General features: G+C 57.6%; 13 protein-coding genes. 3 read left to right on the forward strand and 10 right to left on the reverse strand.

The window, feature by feature from the left end; translation table 11 throughout:
* The first annotated feature begins 188 nt into the window (after nt 1–188).
* Nucleotides 189–728, forward strand: a complete 540-nt coding sequence (gene dps, locus GMO_RS07420; RefSeq protein WP_008851721.1) for a DNA starvation/stationary phase protection protein Dps — start codon at nt 189–191, stop codon at nt 726–728.
* Between the two features lie 60 nt (nt 729–788).
* On the opposite strand, the gene GMO_RS07425 is transcribed toward dps, so the two are convergent.
* The 9 genes from GMO_RS07425 to GMO_RS07465 all read right to left on the reverse strand — a co-directional run bounded on the left by GMO_RS07425 (nt 789) and on the right by GMO_RS07465 (nt 16,041).
* On the reverse strand, nt 789–1,163 hold the full coding sequence (locus tag GMO_RS07425; protein WP_040508609.1) for a hypothetical protein: 375 nt from the start codon (nt 1,161–1,163) through the stop codon (nt 789–791).
* A 76-nt stretch (nt 1,164–1,239) separates the two neighbouring features.
* Nucleotides 1,240–3,678, reverse strand: a complete 2,439-nt coding sequence (locus GMO_RS07430; RefSeq protein ID WP_245528456.1) for a glycosyltransferase family 2 protein — start codon at nt 3,676–3,678, stop codon at nt 1,240–1,242.
* A gap of 336 nt (nt 3,679–4,014) precedes the next feature.
* Nucleotides 4,015–5,244: a glycosyltransferase family 4 protein gene (locus GMO_RS07435; RefSeq protein ID WP_040508660.1), complete on the reverse strand. Its 1,230-nt coding sequence runs from the start codon at nt 5,242–5,244 to the stop codon at nt 4,015–4,017.
* A 120-nt stretch (nt 5,245–5,364) separates the two neighbouring features.
* Complete coding sequence (locus tag GMO_RS07440) at nt 5,365–6,303, reverse strand: hypothetical protein (RefSeq protein WP_008851726.1); 939 nt, start codon at nt 6,301–6,303, stop codon at nt 5,365–5,367.
* A gap of 190 nt (nt 6,304–6,493) precedes the next feature.
* On the reverse strand, nt 6,494–9,331 hold the full coding sequence (locus tag GMO_RS07445) for a glycosyltransferase (protein ID WP_008851727.1): 2,838 nt from the start codon (nt 9,329–9,331) through the stop codon (nt 6,494–6,496).
* A 113-nt stretch (nt 9,332–9,444) separates the two neighbouring features.
* Nucleotides 9,445–11,217: a tetratricopeptide repeat protein gene (locus tag GMO_RS07450; protein ID WP_008851728.1), complete on the reverse strand. Its 1,773-nt coding sequence runs from the start codon at nt 11,215–11,217 to the stop codon at nt 9,445–9,447.
* Between the two features lie 64 nt (nt 11,218–11,281).
* Nucleotides 11,282–12,739 carry an HlyD family type I secretion periplasmic adaptor subunit gene (locus tag GMO_RS07455; protein WP_008851729.1) on the reverse strand — a complete coding sequence of 486 codons (1,458 nt, stop codon included), beginning with the start codon at nt 12,737–12,739 and terminating at the stop codon, nt 11,282–11,284.
* A gap of 3 nt (nt 12,740–12,742) precedes the next feature.
* The gene (locus GMO_RS07460) at nt 12,743–14,965 is read right to left on the reverse strand and encodes a peptidase domain-containing ABC transporter (protein ID WP_408734797.1); all 2,223 of its coding nucleotides are present in this window, start codon (nt 14,963–14,965) and stop codon (nt 12,743–12,745) included.
* A gap of 302 nt (nt 14,966–15,267) precedes the next feature.
* Entirely contained in the window at nt 15,268–16,041 is a 774-nt protein-coding gene (locus tag GMO_RS07465; RefSeq protein WP_008851731.1) for an SDR family oxidoreductase, read from the reverse strand.
* 137 nt (nt 16,042–16,178) lie between these two features.
* Here GMO_RS07465 and GMO_RS07470 point away from each other — a divergent pair, with 137 nt between their 5' ends.
* A complete protein-coding gene (locus tag GMO_RS07470; RefSeq protein WP_008851732.1) occupies nt 16,179–17,102 on the forward strand; it encodes a LysR family transcriptional regulator in 924 nt (307 codons plus the stop codon).
* Between the two features lie 72 nt (nt 17,103–17,174).
* A complete protein-coding gene (locus GMO_RS07475) occupies nt 17,175–18,629 on the forward strand; it encodes a protein adenylyltransferase SelO (RefSeq protein ID WP_040508615.1) in 1,455 nt (484 codons plus the stop codon).
* Between the two features lie 12 nt (nt 18,630–18,641).
* Here the strand turns inward: GMO_RS07475 and GMO_RS07480 are convergent, their stop codons facing one another.
* Nucleotides 18,642–18,851 carry a hypothetical protein gene (locus GMO_RS07480; protein ID WP_008851734.1) on the reverse strand — a complete coding sequence of 70 codons (210 nt, stop codon included), beginning with the start codon at nt 18,849–18,851 and terminating at the stop codon, nt 18,642–18,644.
* Nucleotides 18,852–18,945: the final 94 nt, after the last annotated feature.

Here is an 18,945-nt window from a genome sequence, read left to right on the forward strand (position 1 = left end):
ACTTTCCTTTTCATCATGCGTTCGGAGAGGCAGACCTCGAATCAGGCCCTGAGAGCATGCTTCACGGAATGTGTTTTCAAGCCATAAGTTCCTGTTTTCTTCGGGAATTCCAGGCATGGGGCCCAAGGGGTTCCGGGGTTTCCCTGTCGTGGATATGGAACCCCTATTTCAAGATCAGGAGAATTACCGTGGCTTCCAAGGCACATCGTCACGTCACCCAGAATAATACCGCGGACAATACGAAATCCGTTTCGATCGAGACCCTGAATGCCCGTCTGGCTGATCTCATCGACCTGGCCCTCATCACCAAGCAGGCGCACTGGAATCTGAAGGGACCACAATTCATCGGCGTTCACGAAATGCTGGATGGGTTTCGTTCTGGAATTGACAATTTCTCCGATATGACGGCCGAACGCGCCGTACAGCTGGGTGGCACCGCGTTTGGCACCGTGCAGGATGTTAGCAAAAACAGCAACTGCACCCCCTACCCGACAGACATCTATCGTGTGGCCGATCATATCTCGGCACTGATCGACCGCTATGCGACAGTTGCCAACAATATGCGTGAAGCCATCAAGGTAACGGATGAAGCGGGAGACGATGACACGTCCGATCTCTTCACGGAGATTTCCCGCGCGCTGGACAAGAACCTGTGGTTTCTGGAAGCCCATGTTCAGGAACCGACCGGCCAGATGCGCGATGGGGACCATACGGGCAAGCGTCAATAAGGCGTAGCTCCACAGGCACGCTGTTTAGGCGGGGACCATTAAGGTCCCCCGCCTTTTTATTCAGAGACAGCGTGCCAGATGTTCCCGGGCGTAATGGTAAGGATCATCGGATAGCGGAGGAGAGGATGTTTCATCTGCATCTGGAATCCCACTGCCAGAAAGCGGGTCCTGGACGATCCCGACAATAGTGCGAAAGTCCTCTTCTCCCAGAGGCGAAGGGGCTTTTCCCCGGCTGCGCTGCACCAGCCACGATGCTGTCAGCGCGCGCAGTTCCTGCCAGTCAGGATGTTCCGATACAGACAGATCGGCCAAGGCAGCTTGTTGCAATTCCTGAAAATCAGTGTCTTCGAGACGGACAGGCGGCGCATGTGGCGTCTTTTTGACAATCCACCCGCCAAAGGTGCTCTGCATCAGGTCGAGATTATTTCTGGTCATTGAACTCTTTTGAAAACAGCCCCCTCCCCTGCATGAGATCATGCGAGGGAGGGGACCGTCTGGACTGACGCTCTATTCAGGCCGAAGTTTTCTTCTTCCGTCTGGTAGTCGGTTTTGCAGTCGCGGTCGAAGACGCGGCAGCAGCCTTGAAAGGCGCTGCTTTGGCTGTTTTAGACTCAGATTTTGACCAGAGATGCGGTGCAGGATTCTGGTCTTTGGGCAGCGGAGGATACCGGTCCACATCTACGCCTGGAGCAATCAGATCGAAGAAGACCTGTCGATCCAGCGCAAAATGCGGGTTGTAGAAGGGGTCGCGCTGGAGGCGATCTCCCCAGCGTTCCAGCATGTACTGGGTCTCGTGGAAGAAACGGCGTTCTGTGGTCGGGCGGTCATCGCTTCCGCGGCTGAGGCTTTCATGATGCTCCGCGCAGAAATCAGGCGTCCAGAGAACCTTGAAGCCTGCATCCCGGATCTTGAGGCACAGGTCGATGTCGTTGAAGGCCACCGTGAGGTTTTCCTCATCGAAACCACCGACCATGTCGAAAGCCGGTTTCCTGACGAGCATACCAGCCGCCGTCACGGCGGACATTTCCTGCGGGAAATAGGCGCGGCCTGCATACCCGCCTTCATCGCGGGGAATCCCGATATGGGCGTGACCAGCCACATCCCCGATTCCTAGCAGGACACCAGCATGCTGAACCGTCTGGTTGGGATAGACGAACTTGCCCCCGACAATGGCGGCTTCCTGATCAGCCAGAGCCTCATTGACAAGGATGTTCAGCCAGTTTTCCTGCTCGACGAACACGTCATTATTCAGGAAAAGGACGAAATCCGCATCGGACAGGGCCGCGGCCTTGTTGTTCAGACGGGAATAGTTGAACTTTTCCTTCAGCGTCAGGATCTGGACGTTCGGGAGTTTTTCCACTGCCTTGGCAAAGGCCTTGGATTCCTTCGTTATTGACCAGTTATCGATCAGGATGACGTCGTAATTCTTGTAAGCGGTCAGATTGACGATCGCATCAAGGCAACGCTTTGTCGTGGCAATTTCGTCTTTGTACGGGACGATGATGGTCACCTTCGGTTCGTCGGTGAAAGTCCAGTTCACGACATACAACGTGTTATTGAGCTGTGATGTCACTTCGGCCGGCAGGCCGCGCCGTGCCAGATGGTCGGAGACGGCCTGTACACCAGCATCGACAGCATAGCTCTTGTTACCGATATCGGCTGCCGTGGATTTGGCGGTAATACGCCAGTGATACAGGATTTCCGGAACGTGATGAATTTTCCGGGCCGGAATGGTTTCCGATACCCGCAGCAGGAAGTCATGATCCTGCGCGCCATCATATTTCTTGTTCAGGCCACCGACCTTGTCGACCAGGGATTTTTTGGCCATGACGAAATGGCAGACGTAATTGACCCCCAGAAGCAGACGGTAATTCCAGTCCGTTTTGAAGGACGGGTTAGTGTAATATCCGCTGCGGTCGATCTTGTCTTCATCTGAATACAGGATATCAGCCTGGCTTCTTTCCGCTTCCCTCATCATGTATTCAATCGCGACATCGACCAGAAGATCGTCATGATCGAAGAAGGCGATCCATTCGCCCTTGGCATTTTCAAGGCCAACATTCGTTGTCCCGCTGATGCCGTCATTCGTCTCCTTGAAGATCACCTGAATCCTAGGATCCAGATCGACGAATTCGAGAATCAGCTTCCGGAGTTCTTCGTCCTTGCTACAGTCATCGACGATGATCAGTTCCCAGTTTTTCCAGGTCTGATTGATGACGCTTTCGACGGCCGCCCGGAAATCGCTCAGATCAGGACGCCAGACCGGACAGATGACACTGACCAGCGGTTCTTTCGTACTGGCGACACGGGTCCGGTCGACATAACGACGCAGGATTGGGAAGTATTCCGTAGCCCAACCATGATAGTCCGCCAGCGTATAACCGGGCTGTGGAAGAATGGCGCGGACCTGCCTACGCAGCTGCGTGAGCTGCGCATGAAGGGCATCGATCTGGTCAACCACGTCCAGAACAACACCTTCGTATTTGTCAGAGACAAAACTCGTGAAATACGGGCTGTTATCCAGCTCTTTCATTTCAGGCAGAACGTAGAAATGAAATTCCTGCGGATAGGACTTCCGGAATAGGGGCGGCGGAACAAACTGGAAGCCGCAATACGGATCGCAGGACAGGACTTTTCCTACGTCTCCGCGATACCGGTCGGCCGAGATCTGGCCCACCTTCTCACCACCACAGGTAACCAGAAGATCACGACCACCATTCATGCCCGTGACGCGGTTTCCCGACACGACCCAACCACAGAGGGCGCCTGCCTTGTTGCCATCAACGAAGGAAAAAATCTGTTCCGGCAGCGTCTGTTCGAAGTCAATCGCAACCGTCTCCTGATTGTTGTAAATCAGGGTGATCTCATCCACGCGGCTCTTGAACGTCAGTTTTCTTGTTTTACCGTCCAGAACCTGATCAGGGGGAGCAAACTGGAACCCGACATGCACTGAAGGAACACCGGCCTGCGCAACATCTTCGCGAAGACCGTCACACTGGATCTGAAGTACTTCCTGCTCGTCGAAAATAACATGCAGATTTACAGGAGTCTGAGGTTGGTTCGGATTAAATGCCCATCCTCTGATAAAATCAGGAGTTATTTCATCAACGTAGCAGTAAATCACTTACCATCTCCCAGATATTTTCAATGATTTTAGCGCAGCCTCTGAAACTTGCCAGAGAGAATCTTGATAATCTTTAAGAAAGTTCAGATTGCACCAGTAATTTAGTGAAAACGGTGATTTCTTCGTGAAAATCCCGTCAAATCCAACAATAGCAAAGCACTTTTATTTTTCCGAAACAATCCGGTTTACCAGCTCATCATATTTCCTCAGATATGTTTCCATGGACAACTCGGCTTCCGCGTATTTCCGGGCCTCTTTTCCCAGTTGTCTCGCAGCTCGCGGTTTTTCCAGAAGATCAAGTACAGTTTCAGCCAGACGTTCAGGTTCAAAAAAGGAAACCAGACGACCTGTCAGTTTATCCGTAATGAATTCCCTGACAGGGGCTGTATCACTCCCGACAATGGGGCAGCCACAGGCCATGGCTTCGCGCAGGGACCATGATGCGACAAAAGGATATGTCAGATAGAGGTGGGCATCTGTCCGCTTCAGGATGGCCCGGAAGTCATCATATGCAACTTTCCCGACAAAATGGACGCGATCCAGATCCAGCTGGCCTTCCATCTCCTGCAGGAGAACTTCCCGCCAGTTTTTTCCATTGCCCGGACTGACGCCATAGCTGACCTGATCCCCGCCGACCAGAATGACATGAGCGTCCTTGCGTTCGGAAAGAATCCGGGGAAGGGAACGCATGACAGTATGAAATCCGCGATAGGGTTCAAGGTTGCGCGCTACATAGCTGATGAGCGTGTCCTTGGGGGAAATCCTGACGTCACCGATAACGAGATTGCGTCGCCGTGCCTGTGGGTCGGGTGCGCAGAGATCGAGGTTGACCCCTTCTCTCAGCAGGGACAGTTTATCCTGCGCCCAGCCGGGATAGGTATTCTTCTGGAACAGGGTAGGCGTCTGGCCATAGCCATTAGGCAGGCAGAGCGCCTGAAGGTTTATGGCATTCTTGATGCGCACGCCCGCCGCCAGTTCCGGGGCGGGAGGAAATTCAGGATCGAACCCGACATCGTTACGATCCGCGTGATAGAAGAACTCGAAATAGCCCAGAATGGGACACTTGGGGAAAACATCCACCAGATTCAGGAGTTCGCCCCATCCGTGATGCCCGATGATGATATCCGGCTCGTAGCCGAGATCCTTGAGCGTCCGGGCCGTTTTTGCCACGGCTTCCGCCCGGAGCACGCCATGCTCGAATTCTCGAAGATGGGGATGAGTAGCAAGAGCGGGCAGACGTGGCACCTTGTAGATAACCCGCCGGACCCCGGGAATATTCCCTTCATTGGCTTCAGAAATAAAGACGATCTCGTTACCACCCTGCGCATGGAGATGGCGAACGAAATGCAGGAACTGTCCGGGAAAATTCTGATGAACGAAAAGGTAGCGCACACCTTCTCCCATTAATCTGGCAGGTGCCTCTTTTGATTCCGGGAGATGGAGAAGACGGCACGAACGCGTTTTCAGAACGATCCGGTACGAAGTGATGCTCCGTGCCGGATCGGGAGACGGTCAGGACGCAGCCGTTTCCGTCTTGCGCTTTGCCGCCGTCCGGGAGGACGTCTTGCGGACGGGTTTCCCGAAATCTGTCTCAGCAGGCATCGTGTCGTCAATGGAGACGATTTCGAGCAGGAAGGCTTCGAGAGGTGCCAGGCTATCCGCCTCAAGCGCATCCGTACCTTCAACCGGACCAAGCCGCGTTCCGTCCGTAAAGGTAGCCGTCAGGCGGATCTTGTGCGTCGTCTCCGTCTCGCCCTTCAGACGTACGCGCAGGCCGAGGATAGGAAGCGCCATGCCACGTGAGCCACAGTACTGACCACCTTCGGCCCACGGGGAAAGCCAGCCCTTGCCCAGAACAGCCTGATATTCGATGTCCGCAGCCGTGACTCCAGCCAGCTCAGGAGCAATGCTGAATCCTTCGATCCAGTTCTGGCTGCCGGGAACTCCCATCCACTGTCCGACTGCCGCTGCCACGTCTCCACGGCGCTGGACATGTGCGGAAATTTCGCTGCCAGCAGACGCGGGCTGTTCCGCAGACTGGGGAGCGACGGGTGTAGCAGGAGCGGATGGCGGCGCAGCGGCGGCCGGAGCCGCGGTTGAGGTTGGACCAGCGAGCTGGGCCACCTGAAGCTGGGGAGCGGGATGCGGGGAGTTGGGTTCCTGATAGGTCGTCACGAGGACACCGGCAGGACCGCGCATGACACGGACGAGGGCGGCCCCATTGGCTCCCCCGATCCAGCCGTCTTCCTCAAAGGTACTTACCGTAACGACCCCGGGCGGCGTACCGGGAGCACGGGAAATCCGGACCCCGGGCAGACCCGACGGTCCCGGTCCGGGCTGACCCGGAGCATGGAAGACGCAGAAAATCCCCGCATCCAGCACCATCATGTGAGCCCCGGCTTTCAGGTCAATAACCCGGTTTTGCTTCGGCGCTTCAGCAGCGTTCGACATCCCTTACTCCCAATTATTCCGCCAACCAGAAAGAATTCCCGGTTTTATAAAATGTCCGGGCCCAGAACAGAAGTGCTCCCGACAACGTATGACCAACTGTTCAGATCATGCTTCGTAAAAATGCAGGCCTTCCGTTTTTCTGTATTATAATTATCTTTTTCCAACAAAGGGTAAAGAAGTCCGCGCGTATTTAGTGTGCCCAGCGCCGCAAAAAGAACGCCAGCACCAGGGGCACCGGCATCCCCAAGGGAATCACGGCCCCCGCTCCCGCCTTTCGCACTCTTTCACCCTGCGCACCCAGATCGAAGCAGACGGCCTCCAGTCCGGACTGCCAGAGCAGACCGAGCACATAGCACCATGTCTCGGGCGCGATGGACGGGATCAGGCCGACATGGGCATTCTGCTCCCGGATCAGCGACAGGGCGTCAGCCTCCTGATATTCTCCCGTGACGCGTACGCCAGCCTCGATCAGGGTCTCGTCATCACGGGTGTGGCCGACCAGAACCAGCTCGACGGGAAGACCGTGGAACTGGATTTCGAGCGCCATGGCCTTGAGAACATCATACCCTTTCCATTCGCTGATGCCCCCGACAATGCAGATTCTCAAAGGGGCGCCATTCCGCAAAGCGGAACCTGAAGAAAGGGTCTCCAGCAGCGCGGCATCATTCTGCAGGGGGATAACCATGATCCCGAGGCCCGGAAAATGGCGTCTGATACGACGTGCCGTATCCTGTGTCGGCGCCATCAGGGTCCGGGCTTGGCCCAGTTCACGGCGCGAGCGCTCCAGAAGTTCCAAGACCGTCAGATCTTCTCCCAGAAAGCCGCCCCACCGGTCCACGCAGGTCTGACAGACTGCCGGCTCGGGTTCGCCGCAGTACCGCCCTTCTCCATTGCAGAGCGAGATCCGGGGGCAGAACCAGACGTGATCGTGGATGAACACGTCATAAGGAACATCCAGCGCTTCATGCAGTGTCCTGATGCAGGGCGCGTGTCCGACAAGATGGTGCCATTCCACACTGCTGACCCGCAGAACCCGGAGTGTTTCCACGAAGAGAGGAAATTCTTCGGGCAAGGCGAATTTCAGGTTCGGAAACCTGTCGCTTTCCAGAGCGGTTTCCAGACGGCACCCCTCACTGGTCGGCTTGAGAAGCAGTGCCAGTTGTCCGTCACGTTCAAAGGCCGCCGCCCGATCCCGCACGACGCGCCCTACCCCCCCTCCGGCGTCATGCTGGATCATCAGAAGTGAAAGACGCTTTCCACGCAGGGACTGCAGACCAGCGAGGTCGAGCTGCCGTCGCACCGTTCCGAGAGGATCACGCTGGATGAAGCGGGCGACCAGCTGGCTGTATCCCGGATGCAGTGCGTTCACGAATTCCAGATTGCGTGCGGCGAGTGCCTTGCCGCTGCTGCCGAACGATATGCCGCCCACATGGGCGACATAGAGTTCAGGCGCGGCGAGATGACGGAACCCCAGCGCCGAAGCTCTGAGGCAGAAATCGTTCTCCTCGCCGTAACCCTGTGCGAACACATCTTCCCGGAACAGACCTGTTTCCGCCAGGCATTCCGCGGAAATAGCCATACAGAAACCATGCGCCGTGGGAAGATCGATCTCAGGCTGTTCCTGACCGAAAAGCCCGGCGCAGCGCCGGTCCAGTCTTCTGGTTTCCTGAAGGCCCGGAACAGGATTGGTTTTTTCCACGGAAGGATAGGACAGGATTGTCGCTTCATTCGAAAACGGCGTCACCGTGCCGACATCCGACCGTTCCAGCCGCTGTCGCAAGCGCTCCACCCAGCCGGGAGGCACTAGCGTATCGCTGTTCAGGAGAATGACGTCCTGCCCGCCCACCATGCGCATCCCGTCATTGACGGACGCCACGAAGCCCTGATTGTGCGGATGCCGCACCATCGTGATGGCATCGTCTGCCGACAGCCTGTCAAGTAGCCGGCCAAGACTGGCATCTGGAGTGGCATCATCCACAACGACGACGCGGACGTCCGGCGGGCAGGTCGTCAGCACCGATTTGAGACAGGCCTGTGTCCGGGCCGTATTGCCGTAAACCGGGATAACAATCGCACAGCCAGGGCTGGAGCGGGGCCGGGCTGGACGCGTTTTCCAGGACCGGACACGTACGGGTTTGAAGCGCTTCGGCAGGGTGCGGGTACGGCCGGCAAGCAGAAGCCCCAGAAGGGGGTCAAGCGGAGCACCGGTCAGGAGATTTCCGTTCTCGTCCCGCACGGCCAGCGGACCGCAGTCATGATCCGGCAAGACGGAACGGGGAATATGGAAACGTCGTGGGCGCGCCAGCGGAACATCACTGTCCACGGCCTCTGCAAAACTGTCGGCCCGGAGCGTCTGACCGTTCCATAACGTTATGACCGGAACATGATCCGGCTCAGCAGGGGTCCAGATCCAGCCGTGCAGGCCGTCCGCCTGTGGAGACACCAGCGATTCACACCGGGTCAAGGCGGTAATGTCGATCGGACTGCCCAGCAGATGCCTGTTTCCGGCGCAGATTTCGAGCCGTCGCGCTGTCCGCCATCCTTCCGGCATCGGATATCGACCGCTCTGCCCGCTGGCAACCAGCTGACCATCCAAAAAAATCCGAAACAGTTTTTCAGCCTGAACAAGCACGTAACCATCATTGGACGCTGTGACCCACCCCGGTCTGTCCGCATGTCGAGCAAGCTGCTGGGCAAGTCCATAGATTTCAGGCGTGGCATGCAGGATCGACAATGCAGTTTGCATGGCCGCCGCCGCCTTATCTGCCTGCCCCAGACGTGTCAGGCAGATAGTCTCGACGAAAAATGCTTCCCGCAGATGGAATCGCTCGCGCAGAAACCGCATCCGAGCGAGGCAGCCCCCGGGGCGGCCAGCAGCGAGAAAGGCCATCCCGAGCGCCCATGTCACGTTGGGGCTCTGGCGCGCCATCCGTTCCGCACGTTCGAGCCAGAACACGCCGTCCCGAAAATTGCCGGCAGCGAGAGCAGCCTGCCCCATCCGGAATGCCTTCTGCGCCCGGGCACTCATGGCATCCCGCCAGTTGGCTCGGTCTGCCTCGGTTATCGTCCGTCCGTATCCTGCAAACGCAGCTTTTGGCGCTGACCTGCCAGCGGAAGGCGTAGAACTTTCCGACACGCGCCTCAGTCGTCCTCGGCGGGCTGCATCTCGTCAAGCCGGGACAGCTCGATCTCCGCGTCCCGAAGGCCCTGCTTCTTTGCCTTTTCCAGCCAGCGACGCCCTTCGAGTGGGTCCGTGGTCCCCGCGAGTCCCCTGACGAGATAACGCCCCAGCATCAGCTGCGCGAGACCGTTTCCGTGTTCCGCTGCGCGCAGGAACCAGCGCTGCGCTTCCTGCCGTTCTACTGGAACATCATGGCCGCCGCCATACATCGCTCCGACCGAGAACATGGCATCCACATTCCCGCTCTTTGCCGCCCTGAGATAAAGTTCGAGCGCCCGGGCGTGATCACGACGACCGTTGATGCGACCACTGAGCAAGAATTCCGCCACGGCGATCTGGGCTTCGACCATGCCGGCCTCCGCGGCCTTCTCCATCCAGTGCAGGGCCTGTGTCGGGTCAGGATGAACGCCCCGGCCTTCAAGCAGCATACGCCCGTACCAGTACTGGGCATTGACGACGCCTTCGGTGGCCTTCTGCATCCAACGCGCTGCCTCACGACTGTCGGCTGTGCTGCCGACACCTTCCGCGAAGCAGACGCCAAGATTGAAGGCACCGATCAGATCACCCTTCTCGGCTGCTTGTTCAAACTTCCTGCGCAGGGCATCCTTTTCGTCTTCGGACGCACTCGCGCCCGTCAGAACAAGATTGCCGAAATCCGCCGCAGCCTGTCCGTCCCCATTTTCAGCCGCCACGGCAAACCAGTGCGCCGCCGTATCGGGGTCACGCGGAACGCCGTTTCCGGTCAGATAGAGAAGGCCCAGGGCACGCGCGGCACCTCCGTGTTTCTGCTCTCCCGCAAGCTGGTACCATTTTGCCGCCTCCATCAGGTTGGGCGGCAGATCCCCGCCATTGGCATACAGATCGCCCAGCAGCGCTGCGGAATCCGGGTCTCCGTTCAGCGCCGCGCGCCGAAGCCAGGTTTCCGCCCGCCCGTAATGCCGTTCGACCCCGACACCTTCCAGCAGCATGAGGCCATAGCGGTTCTGGGCGGAAATGACGTTTTTTTCCGCCGCCTGCCGGTAATATTCAGCAGCACGCCCCATGTGACGGGCCACCCCGGCCCCGTGCTCATACATCCGGCCCAGAATATCATAAGCCGTTCCCAATCCGCCTTTCGTTGCCTCTGTCAGATGGCGGGCGGCGAGCGCGCGGCTTTCTTCATCATCCGTGCTCTGGAGAATGGCCAGTGCCAGTCCGAGATGACCCTGCGAACAGCCGGCAGCTGCCGATTTCTCATACCATGTCCGGGCCTGTGCCGGATCACGCAGATTCTCGGGGCCATTCGTCAAGATATAACCCAGCAGGGCCTGCCCATCCGATGATCCTGCCTCGGCAGCAATTCTGGCCCAGTGCAGTCCTTTCCCGTAATCGGGATGACGAGGCCGGGCTTCCGGACGGGCGGAAAGATCAAGCCCGGCTTCACCTCTCTGGACCTCAAATCCTTCCGGCAGTCCGATCGTATAGAGAGTCGCCAGGACAAAAGCAGCTTCCACATGGCCGTTTTCCGCGGCTTTCAGCATCCACCGCGCACCATCCTCCAGACTGGGAGGGGCGCCAATACCGTCCAGATAGGCCCGGCCAACCCTGAAACAGGCTTCCGTATCCCCTTGCGTGGCAAGACGGCTTAAAAGGGTAAACCCTTTGAGCGCCTCGCCTTTGTCCATCAGCTCAAGGGCATATTCCAGTTTGCCCTTCTCTGACACGAGGGCAGCGAGACGACGCTTGAAAGACATGTAACCTCATCCCCGATCCGGAAAACCAGCTACCCCACACCCGGAGGCGTCAGGCAACCATGGCTTATGGCTCTCTCATACCATTGGTGAGAGCCGGGGTAATCTTGTTGAAGAAGTACTGCAGAACTGTACGCTTGCCGACATCGATATCCGCCGTGACCGGCATACCGGGCATAGGATGGAAAAAGGATGGCTGGCCATGAAGGGTGTAGCGATCGATCCTCAGACGGACGCGATAATATGTCCCGTTCAGGGAGTCACTGCTTGTTCCACCGTTACTGCCGCCTGCACCATCACTGTTCTGAGATGCGGAGAACGCATCGGCACTGATGACACGCACGCTTGCATCTGCCCCTCCATACTGATCATACGGGAAGGTCATGAATTTCAGGATCGCATGATCGCCAATCTGGACAAAGCCGGCATCCTGTCCGCGCAGAACGGCTTCTACTTCAAGTCCGTAACCCGTCGGCACCAGTGTCATGAACTGCCCCGCGGACTGAAGAACCGAGCCCACGGAAACATGCCCCATGGTCAGAACGACACCATCCTCCGGCGCACGCAACAAAACGAGATTCTGACGCAAGTTCGCTTTTTCGTAGGAGCTCTGATACTCGCTCAGATGGTGTTCGGCGTCTGTCAGATCAGCATAGATCTTGGACTTCCAGTTTTCGATGTAGCCTTCACGCTCTGCCTTCATAGCCGCCAGCTTTTTCTCGGCCGAATTGGCTTCCTGCTGAGCGGCAATCTCGGCTCTTTCGGCTTCCATAACATCATTTTGCGCTGCCAGCGTTGAAAGCCGTGAGCCAACCTGGTCCGCCTGTTCATGCTGACGCATTTTCAGGACTTCGGAGGCTACACGCATCTTGCTGGCATACATGGCCGCATTAGCCCGATTGCCCTGAATATCACTTTCAAGCCCGGCGATCTGCTGATCGTAATTCTCGACCCGCGCCCTGTATTCGCTCCGACGGCGGAGAAAAGCCTCCCCCTGCTGAACGGCCGCCGGATTTTTGACGTCCGGACGATAATCCTGATCACTGGCTTCAGCTTTCAGCCGGTCATATTCTGCCTGATAGTCATCACGTTGCCGCCGCATGTCCGTGATGTCCGCTTCCGTCACGGTCGGATCAAGATGAGCGAGCACATCGCCTTTCTTGACGAAATCCCCGACATGCACGTCAATCGAACGGACAATCGAGGTTTCCAGCGGTTGCACAACGATGGTTGGCTGGGTCGAGATCAGGCGCCCCTGCGTTGAAACCACCCGGTTGAGCGGGAAAAGCGCCATGGCTGCAATGGATGCCAGAACGAGCGCCCCGATTAGTCCCACGATATAGCGGGCAGCCGGCGTGGCGGGAAGATTGACCAGCGCCGCCGTCGGAGAATGGAATTCCAGCAGGGCGAGCGGCAGGCCATCCGTACCCAGCGGGTCATTGGCTTCCCGCGGCAGGTGCTGGTTTTGGTTTTCATTTTCCTGTGGTGACTGGTCGTTCCGCGGGATCATGTCGGAAGAGCTCATGGATTACTCTCCTTCCGTCAGTCGGCCGGCTTCCCCGGAAGGGCCGGAAGAATTCATGTGACGGTTCTGCTGCAACCATAGGATACGATAGATTTCGCAACGTTCCAGCAGCACAGCATGAGGGGCGATATCAACCAGCTTCCCCTTGTCCATGACGGCGATCTGATGACAGTCGACCAGAGAGGACAGACGGTGGGAGACGATAACCATTGTCCGCCCCTTGCCAATACGCTGGAGATTGGCGTTCACCAGAGCTTCAGACTCGGGATCGAGTGCAGACGTTGCTTCGTCAAGGATCATGAGCTTGGGATCACTGATCACCGCACGGGCAATTGCCAGTCGCTGGCGCTGACCGCCGGAAATATTGGTCGAGCCTTCTTCAATCCAGGTTTCATATCCTGCTGGCATGCGTTCGATAAATTCTTCAGCACCCGCCAGGCGCGCCGCACGGACAACATCATCAATCGTCAGGCCCGGCCGGCCGGCCGTGATGTTCTCCTTGACCGTACCGCGGAACAGAAAGTTGTCCTGTAGAACCACACCGAAGGAACGACGCAGATGGGTCAGGTTGATTTCTCTCAGATCCACACCATCAAGACGAAGATAACCAGTGTAACTGCGACTGACACCCTGCAGAAGACGCGTAACCGTGGACTTGCCCGACCCTGAACGTCCCACAAGCCCGAGCATCGTGCCAGCTGGCACGTCAAAACTGACATTGTCCAAAGCCTTGGTCGTGGATCCCGGGTAAGAAAAATTGACATCTGCGAAAGAAAGAGCGCCCTTGATCTGCGGACGCATGCCTGTCGTCAGCGCCTTGGTCTCTGTCGGCTGATTGAGAACATGCCCAGCCTCTGCCAGAGACGTCGTGACTTCGTTAACGGATTCCATAAGACGGGCCAGGCTGACCAGAGGAGACGCCACACGCCCGCCCAGCATCATGAAACCGGCCAGCGCACCGCCCTGCATGGAACTGGCATCCGTCAGGATCAGATAAGCCCCAACCAAAATGATACCACGGCTGGTGAATGTGTCGAATGGCATGATCAACGTCTGCGGCCAAGACGCAAGTCGACCCGCTGCCAGTTTCCAGCGCACAACATCCGCAGTCCGCTCATCCCAGAGTTCACGACGAACAGGCTCGAGAGCAAGCGTCTTCACGGTGCGGATACCCGCTACGGTTTCGTAGAGGATGGATCCACGTTTCATTTCGGCCAGAACCTGCCGTCCCATCATTTGACTCATGGACGGCAGGAAAATGACGACAATCAGACCAATACAACCCGCACAGGCAAGAGTCATCCAGGCCAGCGTTGCGCTCATCAGGAACAGAACAGGCAGAACGACAACCAGGGTGAACAGATCCAGCATCGTTGTCATGAGTTGGCCGGTCAGAAAGTCACGGACTTTGAAAACGGCCATAAAACGTCCCAGAACCTCACCCGTTTGCTCACGCTCATAGAATTCGAGAGGGAGCGCCAGAAGACGGTTGAAGGCATGCAGGGAAATACGGGCGTCCAGACGAGTGGACAGGACCAGCGAGAGCTCACGACGTCCGTATGTCAGAAGGATTTCATAGAAAGAAAGAATAAGGATGAAAGATGTCAGGGAAATCAGCGTCGCCATTGAGTGATAGTTCACGACCCGGTCCAGCACCTGCATCACGATCAGCGCCGGGAAAATCTGGAGAACGCTCAGGACCATGGAAGCGAAGGCGATGTCGCGCATGACCTTCTTTTCACGAAGGACCATTTTCACAAACCAGAGCAGATCGAAATTTGCGTCCGCCTCTGATTCGTCACGCCGCCGCTTGACGAGAAGAACATCCCCCGTCCAGACCTGTGTCAGCCGCAGTTCATCCACAGGAACGGGTGGATCTCCCTCGCCGCCCATGGGATCCCGCAGCCAGACAACCCCCTTATCGGCATCCGCGCGGACCATCAGTCCGGCGGATCCATCCTTGAACATCAAAACGATCGGTGGGGTATTGCGCATTCTTACCAGATAGCGCCAGCGCAGTCGCATGCCCTTGGCCACAGCGCCCTGTTCGTTCAGCCAGCGCGCAAGCGTTGCCGGAGAGGGAGAATCCTCCCCCGGCTCCGCGGCGAAATCACGGATATCAAGCTCCAGCCCATGATAGCGGGCGGCGGCCATGGCCGCGTATATTCTGATGACAGCCGGGCTTACTTTCCCGTCCGGGCCAGGCACGCGCTGGGTCTGCTCCACGAAATATCCTCTATGCAATTGTCGCGCACAGGCGGCATCGAAAGGCGGAAACGCCGGTACATTCCTACTATCAATAGAGAAGACTTTTCTTGCCGTCACCTCCTTCCGTCGGAAATGACAGCACCTTCTTCGCCACAACTGTGCCTTCAAAAGCTCAAGAAGAATTTAACAGACCGGCGATCTCCTCTTTTCCTTTTACCTTATTTACTGAGATTTTTTCTTTCCCGGACTACGGGCCCGCCGACGCAGCTCTGTGCCCATCCCCCCCCAACAGACAGGAGCGCGCCGGGCGGACCGGGCCCTTACTTTGTAGTGTAACCACCATTCACAAGAATGGTCTGGCCTGTCATCCACCAACCATCGGAGACAAGGCAGCGTATGATCGGAACGATGTCTTCAATATCCGTCAGTCCCGTCCTGCTGAACGCGGAAAGAGCAGCGGCGCTTTTGTGATAGGCAACGGCTTCAGGGGCCTCCTGACCGTAGAAAAACGGCGTATCCATTGGCCCAGGACCAATGGCGTTGACGGATATTCCGCGCTCGCCGAACTCCTTGGAAGCCGCCCGGGTGAAATGCTCGACCGCCGCCTTCGATCCCGCATAGGTTGAATAAAACGGCGTATAAGCACCCAGCAGGGACGTCACGAGCGTCAGCAGCTTGCCGTTATCCCTGAGATGCCGCCCAGCTTCCTGAATGAAGAGGAAAGCAGCCCTGGAGTTCACGGCCAGCATGTCGTCAAGCTCGTCTTCGGACGTCTCGACGATCGGCTTTTTCAGGACTTTGCCAACCGTGTTGATGGCGATATCCGGCCTTCCGACTGCGGCAATTACATCAGCAAACAGTTTCGCGTTGGCAGCGCCGGTGGTCAGATCGGCCTGAAAAGCCACGGCTTTCGCGCCAGTAGCCCGCACGACTTCCAGAGTCTTTTCGGCATCTTCGCGTGTGCTGTCGCTGTTGTAATGGATGGCGATGGCGGCAGCGCCGTGGCTGGCCAGATCCCGGGCGATCAGTCCGCCCAGGTTCTTGGCGCCACCCGTGATGAGAGCGGTTTTACCCTTGATGTCGTGATTGATCATGGCGGTAGTCCTTCTGCGTTCGTCGCGTCGATTGACAGACACGATCTTATTTGTCGCCCGGTTTGTAAAAAGCCGGATTTCCTGACAGGATCTGTCGAAAATCACGAACAAACTATTCTGCCGGGCAGTAACAGACCATGGATCGCATTGATCTGTTCAGGATCTTCATACGGGTGGCGGAGAGCAGAAGTTTCACTCATGCCGCTGATACGCTCCAGATGCCGCGCTCCACCGTCTCCACAGCCGTGCAGGAACTGGAGAGCCGTCTGGAAGCACGGCTTCTGACCCGGACCACACGCTCGGTGTCTCTGACGCCGGACGGCGCTCTTTTTCATCAGCGCGCCCTTCATCTCGTCGCGGATACGGAAGACGCGGAAAACCTTTTCAGGCAGGATGGCCGGAACCCACAGGGTCATGTCCGCGTCAATCTGCCCGGTCGTCTGGGGCGTCTGATTGTTGCACCGGCCCTTCCGGCCTTTCTCGACCGCTATCCGGCCCTGGATGTCGAACTGGGCATGACGGATCGCAGCATCAATCTGGCGGAAGATGGAACAGACTGCGTCGTGCGGGTTGGTGCCCTGAAGGATTCCAGCCTGATCGGGCGGAAAATCGGCGATCTGACCTTCCTGAACGTTGCCAGCCCGGCCTATCTCGAACGGTACGGCCATCCCCGCTCGCCCGCCGATCTTTCCGAGCATCAGGCTGTTCTTTACGCCTCACCTTCGACAGGACGGGTGGAAGATTGGGAATGGCTTGAAAACAGGCAGTGCCGAACCGTTACCCTTCCGGGACGCGTGACGGTCAATAGCGCGGAAGGTGCCATTGCCTGCTGTCTGGCAGGTCTCGGGCTGGCACAGCTTCCCGCCTATGACCTGCGTACCCATCTCGATAGCGGAGATCTTGTCGAAATCCTGCCTGACTGGCGCGCGCCGTCTCTGCCCATGACGCTCCTCTATCCCCATCGCAAACACCTTTCGCGACGGCTTCAGGTCTTCACGGAGTGGCTGACGGACCTTCTGCGCCACGCCTGCTTTCCGGAAACCGACCTCAAAAACGACTGACACGGTCTTTATTTAAGTTATTGGATGGACCATCTGACAGCCAGACCTGTTTTTCAAACTTCCGGATAGACCATGCAGCTTTCCCGGCTTTACACGACGCTGCCTGAGCGTTTCTGGGCACCTCTCTCCCCGCCTTCCTTGCCAGACGCGCAGCTGGTCGCGCTTAACGTCCCCTTGGCGCAGAGACTAGGACTGGATCCCAACTGGCTCAGAAGCCCGGGAGGCGTGGATTTTCTGAGCCGGGGGACCCGCCCGGATGGAAAACCGCCCGTAGCGATGGCCTATGCCGGGCACCAGTTCGGGAATTTCGTGCCGTCTCTCGGAGACGGGCGGGCGCTGCTGGCAGGAGAAATTCTCGACGGAACGGGTGCGCTGTGGGACGTTCACCTGAAAGGCTCTGGTCCCACGCCATTCTCCCGTCGGGGAGACGGGCGCGCAGCTTTGGGGCCGGTTCTACGGGAATATGTGGTCAGCGAAGCCATGCATGCGCTGGGCATTCCCACCACCCGCGCCCTTGCTGCGCTGACGACCGGCGAGACCGTGCAGCGCGAAACGCGCCTGCCGGGCGCCGTCATTACCCGGATCGCATCCAGTCATGTGCGTGTCGGGACGTTCCAGTATTTTGCGGCGCGGGGAGACCATGATGCACTGCGGCTTCTGGCGGAGCATGTCATTGACCGTCTGTATCCTGAACTGAAAGGAACGGAAAACCCGGCTCTCTCTCTTCTGAAAACCATAACGGCGCGACAGGCGGAGCTAGTAGCGAAATGGATGCTGGTCGGGTTCATTCATGGCGTCATGAACACGGACAACATGTCCGTTGCGGGAGAAACCATCGATTTCGGTCCCTGCGCATTCCTGGACGCCTATGATCCCGGCAAGACATTCAGCTTCATCGACGAATATGGCCGGTACGCCTATGGCCGCCAGCCGGACATGGCACTCTGGAATCTGGGACGGCTTGCAGAATGCCTGCTTCCTCTGATCGATCCCGATCAGGATCAAGCCATCGAGCTGGCCCGGGCTGCCCTGATGGAATTCGATCAGGTTTTCAATGATACCTATCTTTCAGGCTGGCAACGGAAACTGGGACTAGCCTCGAGGGAAGCGGGCGATCCGGCGCTGACAGGGCGTCTGCTGAATGCCATGAAAACGGGAGAAGCGGATTTCACCCTGACCTTCCGGCGACTGGGCGACGTTGCACTGACCGGGCGTACCGAGAGGGTGACGGAGCTTTTTCCGGTGGGATCGGAGATCGAGAACTGGCTGGAGGCCTGGAGAGAGCGGCTGGCCCGCGATCCACAGACATCGCAGGCACGACATGATGCCATGCAGGCGATCAATCCGAGGATCATCCCCCGAAACCACCGGATCGAGCAGGTGATTACAGCCGCGCTGGAAGGGGATTACGGGCCTTTTCACCGTCTGGTCAAAGCGCTTTCCCAACCTTTCGCGGAAGGGGACGATGACCTGGAGGCCCCGCCGGAAAAGGCGGAGCAGGTTCTCAACACATTCTGCGGAACGTGAGATGAAAATGGTTCAGGCTGGCTTGAAGCCAAACGTGAGCATGTTGCGTTTGAAAAGGCGCCTGACCTGCGCATACAGGGCCAGAAGATCGGGCATGCAGGCATTGTGCAGAACGCGGACGCTCTCATGCGTAGCATAGAAGCGCAGGGTATTCAGGCCGTCACACACGATCGCGGTGCCCAGAAACACACCATCCACGTGAATGACCTTGGAACTCATCATTTCTCTCGACCTCGATGATATTTCGGTGCCTCCGGGAACCCCGGAAGCGCCCCCTTAACGGAACTGATGCCAGATCGTTGCCATCAAAATCGTG

This window comes from Gluconobacter morbifer G707 (assembly GCF_000234355.1).
In the GTDB taxonomy this organism is placed as follows: domain Bacteria; phylum Pseudomonadota; class Alphaproteobacteria; order Acetobacterales; family Acetobacteraceae; genus Gluconobacter; species Gluconobacter morbifer.